Origin of the sequence: Glycomyces amatae, from assembly GCF_020991375.1 — a bacterium.
GTDB lineage: Bacteria > Actinomycetota > Actinomycetes > Mycobacteriales > Micromonosporaceae > Glycomyces > Glycomyces amatae.
Genome location: NZ_JAJLQZ010000003.1, coordinates 442,287 through 457,385, shown reverse-complemented (window position 1 = coordinate 457,385; position 15,099 = coordinate 442,287). Strand labels below are relative to the sequence as shown.

General features: G+C 67.2%; 6 protein-coding genes. 5 read left to right on the top strand and 1 reads right to left on the bottom strand.

Translation table 11 applies throughout. The features are described 5' to 3' along the window. Positions 1 to 66: 66 nt before the first annotated feature. A complete protein-coding gene (locus LO763_RS07220; protein WP_230601286.1) occupies positions 67 to 1,326 on the bottom strand; it encodes a right-handed parallel beta-helix repeat-containing protein in 1,260 nt (419 codons plus the stop codon). Positions 1,327 to 1,969: 643 nt separating this feature from the next. Here LO763_RS07220 and LO763_RS07215 point away from each other — a divergent pair. From LO763_RS07215 to LO763_RS07195, 5 genes are all read left to right on the top strand, one after another. Beyond that, a complete protein-coding gene (locus LO763_RS07215) occupies positions 1,970 to 3,484 on the top strand; it encodes a VCBS repeat-containing protein (protein WP_230601285.1) in 1,515 nt (504 codons plus the stop codon). Positions 3,485 to 3,588: 104 nt separating this feature from the next. Further along, positions 3,589 to 4,503, top strand: coding sequence for a VCBS repeat-containing protein (locus tag LO763_RS07210; RefSeq protein WP_230601284.1), 915 nt, complete (start codon positions 3,589 to 3,591; stop codon positions 4,501 to 4,503). Continuing rightward, the gene (locus tag LO763_RS07205) at positions 4,500 to 5,078 is read left to right on the top strand and encodes a hypothetical protein (RefSeq protein WP_230601283.1); all 579 of its coding nucleotides are present in this window, start codon (positions 4,500 to 4,502) and stop codon (positions 5,076 to 5,078) included. Before LO763_RS07210 ends, LO763_RS07205 begins: the two co-directional genes overlap by 4 nt. A gap of 50 nt (positions 5,079 to 5,128) precedes the next feature. Then, entirely contained in the window at positions 5,129 to 8,668 is a 3,540-nt protein-coding gene (locus LO763_RS07200) for a LamG domain-containing protein (RefSeq protein WP_230601282.1), read from the top strand. Positions 8,669 to 8,712: 44 nt separating this feature from the next. Then, positions 8,713 to 14,997 (top strand): RHS repeat domain-containing protein, encoded by a 6,285-nt coding sequence (locus LO763_RS07195; protein WP_230601281.1) that lies wholly within the window; start codon positions 8,713 to 8,715, stop codon positions 14,995 to 14,997. The last annotated feature ends 102 nt before the right edge of the window (positions 14,998 to 15,099 follow it).

Genomic DNA, 15,099 nt, shown 5'->3' with positions numbered 1-15,099 from the left:
CAAACCCTCGGGGGGGGGGGGGCCCCCGCCGGGGGGGGGGGCCCCCCCCCCCGCGGCGGCGGGGGCTCAGGCGAAGGTCGCGCCGAGGTTCGGGTAGTTCTCGGGGACCAGGAAGGTCGTGAAGGGGATCGAGCCGTCGCAGGTGCGGGCGCCGGTTATGGCCGAGGTGCTCGTGCTCTTCAGGTCGGCGTCCTTCCAGCTCGACTCGACGTCCCAGGAGTTGCCCGAGCCGGTCGAGTCGCCGAGGGCGGCCGGGGCGGCGTTGCCGACCGCGAGGTTCGCGGTCAGCTGCGAGGCCGAGGAGTCGAAGTCGAAGCCCGTCTTCGTGTTCTTCCACGCCGTGGAGCGGCTGATCTGGAGCGAGCCGGGGTTGCCGTTGTCGGTGAAGCCGTGGGCGGAGTTCTTCCAGGCCATGGAGTTCACGACCACGTGGGCCGCGGGCAGGTCCTCATCGCCGCCGCCCATCTTGAAGCCGTTGCCGTCGCCGGAGTAGTCCGGGAGGTCCCAGTGGTTGTAGCCGTTGCCGTAGGCCACCGAGTCCTCGATGCGGATGGGGGAGAGGAACTCCCAGGCGTCGAAGCCGTCGTCGGCGTTGCTCCACAGGCGCGCGCCGATGACGGTGTTGCCGGTGCCCGAGCCCTCCTTGATCGCCAGGCCGTCGGCGCTCTCGCCGTTCTTGCGCGGGTCGACGTTGTTGTAGGAGTCGAGGTTCACGATGCGGTTGTTCGAGGAGGCGCCCTGGATGTGGAGGCCGGACTCGTAGTTGTCGCGGGTGACGAGGCGGTCGTAGACGTTGTGGTTCGAGTCGAGCGCGAAGATCGCGTAGGGCCCGTGGATGATCTCGAGGCGCTCGAAGCGCCAGTGGTCGCCTTCGACGTGGAGGGCGCCGCGGTCGGCGCGGGGGATCGAGGAGTCGACGGCGCCGGGGGTGTGGGGCATGTTCTCGCCGTCGATGACCACCTTCTCGCTCCCATAGGGGCGCATGGTGATCGGTGCGGCGGCGGTGCCGTCGGAGTTGATCTGGACATTGGTGCTCGGGGCGTAGGTGCCGCCGCGGATCTGGATGACGGTGCCGGGGACGGCCCGGTCGACGGCGGCCTGGATGGTCTCGAGCGGGGCCGCGACGGTGCCGGGGTTGGCGTCGTCCCCGCCGGTGGCGACGGTGATGGTGGCGGTCTGGGCGGAGGCCGGGGCCGCGCCGAGGACGGCGGCCGCCGCCGCGGCGGCGGTGAGCGCCGCGAACGCGAGGGCGGCCTTGCGGCCCCAGCGCCGGGGCGCGCGACCGCGCGCTGCGCGCGTGGCGGTGAGCGATCGGTCAGTGGTCATGTGAGGGTCCACTCTCTCGATGGTGCCGGTACGAGACCCATGAAGGCGCTTGCCAACACGGGAATGTCCACGATAGCCAATTGCATCGAAGGAAATCAATATTGAGCCGGAATGTCCGCTCCAGCGATGGTCGCGGAGGCGAACGATACGCCTCGGCGAGTTCGATGCGGACGACGCGGCGCAGTCCAGGGTCCCATCCCGTCCGCCTGTCGATAAGTCGAGGTATTGCTATGTCGCTATATAATCTTTCGCCCGAGATCGGACCCCGCCCGGGAGGCGTGACCTCGCCCCGAGGGGTGTTGATGCGAAATCGTGACCATTCGCAGAGGCCATCGCTGCCGCCGAAGTGGGCACTGGTGCTCACCTGCGGTTGTCGCATTGTGGACAGGCTGTCATATGGGAGCGTGATTGTGTTCCGCTCCCGCGGCCTTCCGTGAAATGTCCTTTATTGAGGGATGTGGGCCAAGAGTCGCGCTTGACGGGCCGAAATCGGTTCGATAACTTTCCGTGGCGTCCCGCTCGCCTCCGGTGGGACCCCTCGACAACTGAAAGCTCGCGCATGAACCCTCGCCCAGCCCCCGCGAACCCCTACGAACCGGCCCTACCCACGTCGCAGCCGCGAAGGCGCCGACGTGCGGGCCGCTTGATCGTTCGCACCGTCATCCTGACACTGCTCACCGTGATCAGCATGGTGAGCGCCTCCTCACCGGCGGCGGCCCAGGCGTGCACGGCGGGCACCGAGTCGGACTTCGACGGCGACGGCGCGAGCGACCTGGCGATCGGCGACCCGGACGCGACCGTCTCGGGACAGGCGCGGGCCGGGCGCGTGCACATCGCCTACGGCGACGGCACGACGCTGACCATCGATGCGGGCGACATCCCCGACAACGACAACGGTGCAGGTGAGCGGTTCGGGTACGCCATGGACACGGTCGACTGGAACGGTGACGGCTGCACCGACCTGTTCATCGGGGTCCCGTTCGAGAACTGGTCGAACAACACCCTGTTCGAGGCCGGGCTCGTGGTCTACATCCCCGGTTCCCCGGCGGGACTGGACACGTCGCTGGCCCGGAACTGGAGCCAGACGACCCTGGGCGAGGACTACCACGAAGCCGGCGACCGCTTCGGCTGGGACCTGGCCGCCGGGCTCGACACCGAGGGGGAGCCGTTCCTGGTGATCGGCGTTCCCGGCGAGGACACCACCAACGCCGAAGGCGAGGTGCTGGAGGACATCGGGCGGGGGATCTACGTGCGCCCGGGCGGTGCGGCCCGTTTCGACCAGAACTCGGCGGGCTTCTCCGACAGCGTGGAGCCGGGGGACATGTTCGGCTACTCGGTGGCGGCCTCGGCCTCGGGGTTCGTCGTCGGGGTCCCCGGCGAGGACGCCGAGTACGGCACCGGGACCATCCACGACGTCGGCACGGTGTTCCTCATCGACCACGACGACGCCGCCTCGAGTCCTCCCCAGTTGAGCGCCTGGGGGCAGGCGTCGACCGGGATCAGCGGCGTTTACGAGGACGGCGACATGTACGGCTACTCGCTCGACATCGTCGACTACATCAGCACGGGAGGCGGCGCCCCGAGGATGATGATCGCGGTCGGCGCACCGGGCGAGGCGATCGGCTCGGACACCTCCTCGGGGCTGTCGATGGCCCTCTGGTCGTCCGGGGCCGGAGTCACCCAGTACAAGAACATCAGCCAGGACGTGGACAAGAACCCCGGCGACTCCACCGAACCCGGCGACATGTTCGGCGCGACGGTGGCGATGGTCAACCGCACGCCGAACCAGAACACCAGTACTGACACGCTCCTGATGGCCGCCGGCGCGCCGGGCGAGGACGACAGCGGTCTCACGAATGTGGGCGAGATCGGCCTGTTCTCGATGGTCGAGGCCGAGACCAGCGGTGGCGACCCGGTCCGCGGGCTGCTTGAGGACGCGGGCCTCGACCTCACCGACGGCAACGCGATCGGCTCGGTCCTGCACACCACGCGGACGCACCTGTGGGTCACCGTCCGCAGTGAAACCGACCCCGCGGTCTACGGAGTGCCCTGGGACAACATCGTCGCCGGCGGTACCGATCCGGTCCTGACCCGCACCCCCGTCGACTTCGGCCTCACCGCCGCCGATACCGCCTCGTTCGGAGCTTCCCTGGCATGAAACTGACCCGACGACACCGTCTGCACCAGTCCCCGCGAGCATCCGAAAGCGACCCCAGCATGCGAGCCCGCTCCTTCCGACCTGACCGTCCCCGGCGACAGCGGATGCTGGCCCTGGTGTGCGCGACCGGGTTCGCGCTCACCGGGCTGGTCGCCGTGTCGGCGCCCGCCCATGCGCAAGCGTGCACTCCCGGAACCGACTCGGATTTCGACGGGGATGGCGTAGCCGATCTGGCGATCGGCGACCCCGACGCGACGGTGAACGGCCAAGTCCGCGCGGGCTGGGTGCACATTGCCTACGGCGACGGCGGTACGCAGACGATCACGCAGAACCACATCCCCGACAACGACAACGGTGCGGGCGAGCGGTTCGGGTTCGCGATGGCCACGACCGATTGGAACGGCGACGGCTGCACAGACCTGTTCATCGGTGCGCCGTTTGAGAAGTGGTCGAACAACACGGTTGCCGAAGCCGGTGTGGTGGTGTTCATTCCCGGTTCCTCGGCGGGTCTGGATACCGCCAACGCGGAGACGTGGGCGCAGAACAGCCTCGGCGGTTGGGCCAACGAGGCCGGCGACCGGTTCGGGTGGTCGCTGGCGGCGGGCACCAGTATCGATGGCATGCCGTTTCTGGTGGCGGGGTCTCCCGGTGAAGGGGTCAATGCCGGTGAGCAGAGTGGAATGGTGCTCTACATCACCCCGACTTGGGCGAAGGCGGTTCATCAGGACACCGATGGCGTGCCCGGAGACAGTGAGACCGGTGACCTGTACGGCTATGCGGTCGCGGCGTCAGCGTCGGGGTTCGCTATCGGTGGGCCGGGTGAGGGACTCGATGGTCACGCGTATGTGGGCACTGTGCACCTGTTCGCGCATGCCGAATCCGAGGCGACCCCGCCGTTGATCGTGGCGTGGGATCAGGGCACGGACGGGATCTCCGGTGCGCGGGAGAACGGCGACATGTACGGGTTCTCGCTCGACATGGTCGACTACACCCCCACCACCGGCACCTCGTGCGGATGATGATCGCGGTCGGGGCTCCGGGCGAGGCGATCGGTCCGAACATGTCCGCGGGATTGTCGATGGCCATGTGGTCGCCGGGTGCCGGCGTCTCCGAGTACAAGAACCTCACCCAGGACCTCGATAAGAACCCTGACGACACCGCTGAACCGGGGGACGCGTTCGGAACGGCGGTGGCGATGGTCAACCGCACCCCGGGCCAGAACACGAGCACCGACACGCTGCTGATGGCCGCTGGAGCGCCCGGCGAGGACGACGAGGCCGCTGGGATGCACGAGGTCGGTGAGGCGAGCTTGTTCTCCATGACCGAAGCCGAAGCCGAGGGCGGCGACTCGGTGCGGGCCGCGCTCGAGGCCGCTGGCATTGTGTTGGCCGAAGGCGGCCGGCTCGGCTCGGTCCTGCACGCCACGCAGACGCACCTGTGGGTCACCGTCCGCAGTGAAACCGACCCCGCGGTCTACGGAGTGCCCTGGGACAACATCGTCGCCGGTGGCACCGACCCGATCCTGGCCCATACCCCAGAGGACTTCGGCCTCACCGCCGCTGATACCGCCTCGTTCGGAGCGTCCCTGGCATGAGTACCACAGCGAACACCAGTTCCCCGGACCCCTCGACCGCAAGGAAGCCGATGTATCCCTCGACACCCCGCCGGCTCTGGACGATCGCCGGCACTGGCGCCCTCACCCTGGTGCTGACCGCGGGACTGTCCACCTGGCCCTGGAACAAGGACGACGTCCCCGTCGCCGAAGCCCAAGAGGAGACCACCGCCACCGACGGCGTGGCGTACTCGGAAGCGGAGGCGCTCGCCGAAGCCGCCGCGTCGGGTGAGGGCGTCGAAGCGCTCAACCTGCGCTCGGAGACTCGCGACGTGGTGGCGAACCCGGACGGGACCTTCACCGCCACGGAGTACGTCCTGCCGGTTCGCACCATGATCGACGGCGAATGGGCGGACATCGATCCGACTCTCGAAGTCGACGAGAACGGCACCATCGCGCCGAAGGCCGCGACAGTCCAGCTGGCGTTCTCCTCAGGCGGGGACGAGCCGATGGTGACCCTCGTGAAGAACGACCACACAATGACCCTGGACTGGGACGGGGACCTGCCGGAGCCCACGATCGAAGGCGACACCGCCACCTATGCGGAGGTGCTGACGGACGTGGACCTGCGGGTGACCGCGCTCGAAGACGGCTTCACGCACACCCTGGTGGTGAAGACCGCCGAGGCCGCGGAGAACCCTGAACTGGCAGCCATCGAGTGGCCGGTGACCCTCGACGGCGCCGTGGTGGAGACGAACGCCCACGGCGGTCTGGCCATCACGGACGAGACCACCGACGACCTGTGGCTTGAGGCCGACACGCCGTCCATGTGGGACTCCAGCGGTGTCGCCGAAGCCTTTGCCTCCGACCCCGCCCTGGCCGCGGCCGACCCCGACGACGCCGATCTGGCAGCCGAGGTCGCCGAGCAGGTCGGCGCCCAGGCCGATGTCGAGGCGACGGCCGACGTCGACTCGGTCGACCTGGTGCCGGACGAAGCGCTGCTCACCGGGGCCGACACGGTCTACCCCGTCTACATCGACCCGGTCTACCGCAGCGCTTCGCGCACGGCGTGGGCGATGGTGGCATCGGCGTACTCCAGTACCGAGTACTGGAAATGGAGCGGCGACCAAGGCGTCGGGAACTGCTCCGCGTTCTCCGCCCCGGGAGCGCTGTGCGAGAAGAAGCGAATCTTCTTCAGGGTTCCCACCTCCGCCTACAGCCGCAAGGTCATCGTCGAGGCGACATTCGCGGCGACACTGCGCCACAACTACTACGGCGAGAACAAGGCCCACTATGCCGACCTGTACCTGACCGGCGGCATCTCCTCCTCGACGAATTGGAACAACCAACCCTCGGGTTCGATGGTCGATTCGGCGAACACCCCCGCCCCCTCCGGCGGCGACTGCGACTACTCGGCCGACCACGCCACCGAGTGGGACGTGAAGACCGAGGTCGCCAACGCGGCGTCGAAGGGTACCTCGTCACTGACGTTCGGGGTGCGCAACGACAACGAGTCGGATTCGACCCACTGGATGCGGTTCTGCAACAATGGGCACCTGCGGGTCACCTACAACACCCCGCCCAACCAGCCGGCGATGGACGACCTGCGCTCCTCGGCGGGCACTTGCCAGTGGACCATCGACGCGACCTCGTACACGCCGACGCTCCCGATCGTGTACGCGGCGCTGACCGACGCAGACAAGGACCAGCTCCGCGGCGAGTTCTGGTTCACCGACAAGAACAACAATGTGCTGTTCAAGGCCCCACTGACCTCCGCGAAAGCGTCCGGACTCGAAGCGCAGATCAACCTCGAGACGCTCAGTGGATTCCCCGCGATCGCCTCGGGGACTGAGGTCCGCTGGGAGGTTCGCGCCTACGACGGCACGTCGTACTCCTCCTGGTCCTCGTCCGGCAATCCGACACGCTGCCGTTTCATCTACGACACGAGCAAACCCAGTCCGCCGACCGTGTCCTCCACCGACCTCCCCGCCGGCGACACGCCCAGTCCTATGGTCGGCGAGATCGGTTCGCTGACCGTTGACTCGGCGGCGGCCGACGTGGTCGCCTACACAGTGGACTTCGACCAGGACGACACCGGACCGCAGACGATCACACTGGCGGCGATGTCGGACCCGGCGACCGTGACGTACATGCCGATGGCGCCCGGGCGCCACACGGCGAACATCACGGCTGTCGACGCCGCGGGTTGGACGGCCGGCACCTCGTACAGCTTCCTCGTCTCCGAGACCGGAGCCGTCGGAGCCTGGAGCCTCGGTGACGCCGCCGGATCGACTGAGGCGGCGAACTCCACCGGCGCCAACACCGGCACCCCAGGCCTGGGAGTGACGTTCGCGGCCGACGGGCCCGGCGCCGCGCCCGCGGCATCGTTCGACGGCTCCGCCGACGCGTACATCACGACCCCCGCCTACGGCATCGCCTCCACCGGTGAGGGCGTCGCGATCGCGGCGTGGGCCCAAGTCGACGATCTCGCCAGCGACGGTGTTGTCGCCTCCATCGACGGCGGTCTCGGCGAAGCCGGCATGACCCTCGGCTACCGGTCTATCTCGTCGACCTCGGGCACATGGGTGCTGTCGATGCCCGACATGGCCATGGGCGCCTTCAGTGCATGGGAGGTCACCGGGGGCCAGGTGACCGTGACGAACCGGACGGAATGGGTCCACCTCGTCGGCGTCTGGAACGACTTCACCGACCAGATGACCCTCTACATCAACGGCGTCGCCACCGACTCGTCCGCGCGTCAATCCGCGTGGTGGGGCGACGGAACAGTCCAGATCGGACGCGCCAACGCCGGGGGTGCCTGGGCCGATCACTTCGACGGCGCGATCGCCGACGTGCGAGTCTTCGACCGGGTGGTGTCGCCTGACGAAGCGCTCGAACTCGGTTACCAGGCCGCGCTCCGCAGCGGTTACTGGCAGTTCAACGGCGTCGGCGACGACGGGGTCAGCAGCCCTGATTTCGACGACGGCCTCCCGGCCGTCCTCGGGAACGGAGCCTCGATCTACAGCCCGACCGACCCGGACCTGGATCTGCCCGCGCTCAACGGCACCGGGCACCTCGTCCTCGACGGCGCGGACGACTACGCCTCGGTGTCCACGCCGAACGTCGACACCGCCCGATCGTTCTCCCTGGCGGCCCGTGTCCGCCTGGACACCGCGGTCCCGACCCAATCGATGACGCTTCTGTCGATCCCCGGCACGCGGAACTCGGCGATCGAGGTCGGCTACGACGCTGACAGCGGTCTGTGGGAACTGCGCATGACCGGAGCGGACGAGCGCGATGCGGCGGTCCAGTCGGTGACCAGCAGCGTGCAGCCGACGGCCGAATCCCAGGGCCAGGCGATCGTCGTGGTCTTCGACGGCATCACCGGCGAGGCGCGCCTGTACGTCAACGGCGTCCCCTCGGATCCGCTGACAGGACTCGCAACGACGGCGTGGACGGCGACCGGCAGTCTGCAGATCGGCCGCGGTTTCGGCGAAGTCGCCACGGACGCCAGCGGTTATCTCGACTACTTCGCCGGCGCGGTGGACGAGGTGCGCACCTATTCGGGCGTACTCCACCCGGTGGTGGCCGCCCAGCTGACCTTCCCGTTCGACGAGCACTCCGAGATCTGACGCCGCCCCTCCCACCCCTTGCGCGAGAAGAGAAGAAGCCGAACATGCCGTCACTGCACCTCAATTCGCTTCTGCCCGCCGAACACGCCGCCGCTGCCCGGCGGAAGTTCACCGTCGCCGTCTCCGGGCTGGCCCTCCTGGCCGGCCTCGTGATGGCGGGAATGCCGCTGCCCTACACGGCATCGGTCCCCGAGGCCCCGGGCTATGACGACGCGGCAGAGGGCCGTGACGGCGAAGTCGAGGAGCGGGAGGGCAACGAGCTCGCGGTCGAGGAGCCGGTGGAGGCCGCTTGGCCCGAGGCCGACACCATTGTGCTCGACCTGGCTGAGGGCTCGGCATCGGCGACCGTGGGCGGACTTCCGGTGACGGTCGCCAAGGTCGACCAGGACAGTCCCGACCAGGTCGAGATCGGCGTCCTCCCCGAAGCGGAGGCCGACGCGGCGGGGATCGCGGGAGTGCTGCTCGCGGTCGCCGCCGACGGTGGCGAGGTAGAGATCGAAGTCGGGTACGACTCCATGGCCGGATATTACGGCGGCGGCTACGGCTCCCGCCTGTCCGCCTGGACACTGCCCGAGTGCGCAGAGGGCAGTGGTGACGACTGCGCTGCCAGTGCTGAGGAGACCCGGGCGTTCAACGACTCCGAGACGCGGACGCTGACCTTCACCGTCGATACTGACGAAGGCCGCTCCGGCGGCGCCGGCCTCGCCGGAGCGGTGAACGGCCACGGCATGACGGCGACGACCGAGCAGGCCCGGACCGACTCGGACACGGCGACCTCCGTGGTCGCGCTCGCCGCGACCGACGCCTCGGCCGGCGGCGACTTCTCGGCGACCGCGCTCGCCCCGTCCTCCGAGTGGACCCACGGCGGCTCCTCGGGCGCCTTCCAGTGGTCGTACGGCATCGAGGTCCCCCCGGTCATCGGCGACCTCGCTCCAGATATCACGCTCTCCTACTCCTCGCAGTCCTCCGACGGACGCACGTCGGCGACGAACAACCAGGGCTCCTGGATCGGCGAGGGCTTCACCTACGAGCCGGGCTACATCGAGCGGTCCTACCAGTCCTGCAAGGACGACGGGGCATCGGAGACCGAACCCGGCGCGGGGGACCAGTGCTGGGCGTGGGACAACGCCTCGATCGTTCTAGGCGGCTCCTCGGGCGACCTGGTCAAGGACGGCGGCACCTGGCGCATCTCCGGTGACGACGGCTCCAAGGTCGAGCGCCTCACCGGCGCTGACAACGGTGACGACGACGGCGAGTACTGGAAGGTCACCACCACCGACGGCACCCAGTACTTCTTCGGACGCCACCACCTTCCCGGCTACGACTCGGGCGACACCGCCACGAACTCGACGTGGACCGTCCCGGTCTTCGGCGACGACTCGGGTGACGAGTGCTACGACGCAACCTTCGAGGACGCCTACTGCGACCAGGCCTGGCGGTGGAACCTCGACTACGTCGTCGACCCGACCGGCGCGGCCATGTCGTACTACTACGGCAAGGAGACCAACTACTACGCCCGGCACGGCGACACCGACGTGAACGGCGACGCCTACACCCGCGGCGGCTACCTCAAGTCCATCCAGTACGGGCTGCGCTCGGCCGACGCTTACGCGACGGCTCCCGCCAAGGTCGTGTTCACGACCGCGGAACGCTGCCTTGAACTCGACTCGAGCATCGACTGCTCGGCCTCGGCGCTCGACGAGGACACGGCCGTCAACTGGCCGGACGTCCCATGGGACCGCAATTGCAAGGCCGACACCGAATGCGAGGCGACGCAGTCGTCGCCGACGTTCTGGACCCGCAAGCGTCTCACCGGAATCACGACGCAGACGTGGAACGGCACGACCCACGTCCCGGTCGACTCCTGGGCGCTGACGCACTCGTTCGTCGACAACGGCGACACCACCCGGACCCTGTGGCTCGACTCGATCACCCGGACCGGCCGCACCGGCACGATCCCGATCACCCTGCCCTCCACCACGTTCCTGCCGGTCCAGAAGGAGAACCGAGTCGACGAGATCGGCGACTCCATCTCCCCGCTCATCCGACCGCGCATGGCGACCGTCTACACCGACACTGGCGGCGCCATCGACGTCGTCTACGAAGGATCCGACTGCACGCCCGGCGACACGCCGACTCCGAAGTCCAACGAGCGCCGCTGCTTCCCCGTGATCTGGCAGCCCGGTTCTTACGACGACGACATCACCGACTGGTTCAACAAGTACGTGGTCACCGAGGTGACGGTCTCCGACCGCACCGCGGAGAGCCTCGACCAGGTCACCCGCTACGCCTACGCCAACCCGGCCTGGCGCATGACCCAGTACAAGGGCATCGGCGACGAGGACACCTTCACCTGGGCGGACTGGCACGGCTACAGCACGGTCACCGTGACCGGAGCCCCGAACACGACCCTCGAGACCAAGAGCGTCACGAAGTACTACCAGGGCATGCACGGTGACGACGACGGTAACGGCGGGACCCGCGACGTCACCCTCACCGACGCCCTCGGCTATACGCACACCGACTACGACCAACTCTCCGGTTCCGTCCTCGACGCGATCACGTATGACGACGGCCAGGTCGTCGCCAAGACCTCCTCCGACTACTGGCGGCATGTGACCGCCACGGACGACCACTCCTGGGGCGACCTGGAGGCGGCGTTCGTGCGCGACAACACCACCCGCACCGACACCCTCAAGGCCGACGGCACTTGGCGGCGCACCAGCTCCGATGCCGACTACGACACCGCGTACGGCCTGATCACCTCCATGGACGACTTCGGCGACGGCTCCACCAGCGCCGACAACCGCTGCACCACGTACGAATACGCGCGGAACACCACGGCCCACTTGATCGACTACGTCAAGCGGGTCGAGACCGTCGCGGTCAAGTGCGAGGACCAACCGAACCGCGCCACCCAGGTCGTCTCCGACATGCGGACGTTCTACGACTACGGTGCCTATGGCGCGGCTCCCACGGACGGGCTGGCCACCACCTCGCAGGAGCTCGCCTCCCACAACGGCACTACGGCTTCGTACGTCACGACGGCCACGACGACGTACGACGGCTACGGCCGTGTGCTCACCGTCAAGGACGCGGCGAACGTCCTGACGACCACGACCTACACCGACACCGCCCTGCGCAACACCGCGCAGAAGGTCACCAACGTCCTGGGCCACGCCGTCACCACCTCGTTCGACTCGGCACGGCACCTCCCCACGACCACCACGGACGCGAACAGCCAGGCCACGACGCTCCGATACGACGCGCTCGGCCGAGTCACCGAGGTCTGGATCCCGATCCAGAACCCGAACGCCACCGGGGCCCTGCCCTACCAGCGCTACACCTACTCGATCTCCGACACCGCCCCGATCGCGGTGACCACCGAGCAGCTCCGAGAAGACCGGGAGACCTACACCAAGTCGGTCCAGATCTACGACGGACTGCTGCGCCCGCGCCAGACCCAGGCCACCGGCCCGTCCGGCGGTAGGCTGATCACCGACACGATCTACGACGAGCTCGGCCGCACCGCCCAGACGAACGACGTCTACTACGCCTCCGGCGTCCCCTCCGGGACGCTGCAGGTGGTGGACATCGGCCAGACCGACATGAGCACCATCTCCGAATACGACGACCTCGGCCGCGCGACCGCGACCATCACCGCCGAGGCCGGCTCGGAGCTGTGGCGCACCGAGAGCTCGTACTGGGCCGACCGGACCAGCACCAGCGCTCCCGAAGGCGGCACGGCGACCACCACCTTCACCGACGCCCGCGGGCAGAACACCGAGCTGCGCCAGTACCTCGGCAGCGAACCGACCGGGGACTTCCAGGCCACCACTTACGCCTACACGGCCGCAGGGGAACTGAAGACCGTCACCGACTTCGACCTCAACACCTGGTCGTTCACGTACGACCAGCGGGGCCGCAAGACCAAGGCGGTCGATCCCGACACCGGGGAGACCGACTACACCTACGACGTCCTCGGGAACCTCACCAGCACCACCGACGACCGCGGGCAGACCGTCACCACGGTGTACGACAGCCTCTCCCGCGTCATCGAGACCTGGGACGGGCCTGCCGGCACGGCCAACGGCGGCGTCCAGCTCACCAAGCGCACCTGGGACACCCAGTCCAAGGGCTACGAGACCGGATCGGTCTCGTACGAGGACGGCCTGAAGATCACCGTCGGCCACCTCGGCCGCAACTGGGACTACCAGTCCCTCGGCACGAAGTACACGATCTCCGGGACCGCCGCCGGCAGCCTCGAGGGCGTGTACCAGGCGACCACCGCCTACAACATCGACGGGACCACGAAGGGCCGCAGCTGGGACGCGTTCGGCGGACTCGACTCCGAGGCGGTCCTCTACACCCGCGACCTGCTGGGCCGCATCACCAAGGTCGACGGCATCGACGGCACGTACGCGAACAACATCTCGTACAAGCCGGAAGGGCAGATCGCCTCGGCGCAGTACCCGACCGCGGCCGCGACGGTGCAGCAGACCTGGGTCTACGGAGAGGCCAACCGCCTCGACCAGACCTGGACCGAGGCGCTCGGCCGTGCTGGCTCGCTGTCCAACGTCACCTACGACTACGACGATGCGGGCAACATCCTCTCGGCCATCGACTCCGCCAACGCCGAAGGCATGGAACGCCAGGCGGAATGCTACGGCTACGACGGCCTGCGGCGCCTGACCGAGGCGTGGACGACCGCGGCCCCGGGAACCGACGCGGGTGCGTGCGAAGGCGGTCCTGAAACGACCGGTGTCGAAGGCGCGGCGGCGTATTGGCAGTCCTACACCTTCGACGCCGCGGGCAACCGCACCGGTATGACCGATCACGACACGACCGGTTCCGGTGCCGACCGGAGCTGGACCTACACGTACGGCACCCAGACGGCTCACACGCTCGAAACCGTCTCCGACGGCAGCGGCGAGTCGACCGCCTTCGAGTACGACGAACTCGGCAACACCACCGGGGTCACCTCGACCACCGGCTTCTCGCAGGACATCACCTGGGACGCCAACGGCAAGGTAGAGACGATCACGACGACCGGCGCCGCACTCAGCAGCACCGGAGCGGTCTCAGGCGACGTGGCCGACGGCGCCATCGAGTTCTTCTATGATGCCGACGGCACCCGGATCATGCGCGCCACGGCCAGCGAGGCCACCCTGTATGTTCACGGCGTGGAGATCACCCTCAGCAAGACCGCCGGAAGCGTATCGTCGACACGTGCCATTGACCTGCCCGGCGACGCCCACCGTACGGAAAAAGCCGGTGACATCGCCCAGATCCAGATTTCAGACCATAACGGTACCGGCACTACGGCCTTCGACTGCTTCACAGGTGAAGTCACCCGCCGGTACTCCGACCCCTACGGCAATAATCTCGCCACCGCTACAACCGCAGCTGACGGCAACTCGGAATGGCTGGGTCAGAACGGTTATGTCAAGGGCACTATTGATCCCACGGGTTATACTCATATCCGTGCGCGGGATTACAACCCTGCCATCGGTCGCTTCCTCTCGGTTGATCCCATCGCTGACTTCGCAGAGGCGCAACAGCTCAACGGTTATTCTTATTCCGATAACAGCCCGATTACCTTTAGTGACCCTACCGGGCTGAAGAAGGCGGGCAAGGCAAAGACTACTACTAAGTCGGCGCCGAAGCCCAAGCCTGGAAATGGTGGCGGCTCTGATGATGGGGATTCCAATGGCTCGGGAGACGAGTGCGCGCTATGCGATGGATCAGAATTTGAGAACGAACAGGCAGTGAACGATGCCCATGATCTGGCAGAAGAGATCGCAGGTGAGGCACCGTATAATGACCGAGTGGGCCGATATGAGCTGGATTGGTGCGCAACATACAAGGAATACTGTTATTTCGCGAAAGAAGTAGCTGAGAACTCCCGTGATCTGACTGAAGAGCTCGCTGTCGAACGAGGTTGGGATAAGTCTCAGCGAAATGCCTTCCGTCATGCATACTGGTTTGCCTCTCTGACTGCCGCCGGTATGAACTATGACGTTGCACAGGAGCTCGGGGTTCGCCATGAAATGGATGCGACAAGTGAGGGGGACCTCTGGGGGCAGCGAGAGTCGTCTATTGATCTGATCAATAACAATGCGGGAGTTCGGCTTGGGATTGATGCCCGAAGTGGTTGGGCCTCTGTGTTCGGCTCTACGCCATGGGAATATGAGAGCGATCTTGAAGATATTCAGGAGGATCTCATCTACGCGGTAGAGCATGATGGTGATCTGCCGGGAGAATTTGATCTCAATATGACCGGAGGATCGACTGAGAAGCATATCCCGGAAATCGATGATGAAAACTAGATTACAGAGGATTTACGTCAACGGAGGCGATGTTTGCTAGTTTTGTTCTTGCTCCTCCCGGTATGGATTGCGGTGGGCACGATTGTGGTAGTCGTGACCGCA

What these genes read in the sequence shown, in the direction of transcription:
- LO763_RS07195 (WP_230601281.1), top strand. Translation starts at nt 8,713, where the DNA reads ATGCCGTCACTGCACCTCAATTCGCTTCTGCCCGCCGAACACGCCGCC.
- LO763_RS07220 (WP_230601286.1), bottom strand. Translation starts at nt 1,326, where the DNA reads ATGACCACTGACCGATCGCTCACCGCCACGCGCGCAGCGCGCGGTCGC.
- LO763_RS07200 (WP_230601282.1), top strand. Translation starts at nt 5,129, where the DNA reads ATGTATCCCTCGACACCCCGCCGGCTCTGGACGATCGCCGGCACTGGC.
- LO763_RS07205 (WP_230601283.1), top strand. Translation starts at nt 4,500, where the DNA reads ATGATGATCGCGGTCGGGGCTCCGGGCGAGGCGATCGGTCCGAACATG.
- LO763_RS07210 (WP_230601284.1), top strand. Translation starts at nt 3,589, where the DNA reads ATGCTGGCCCTGGTGTGCGCGACCGGGTTCGCGCTCACCGGGCTGGTC.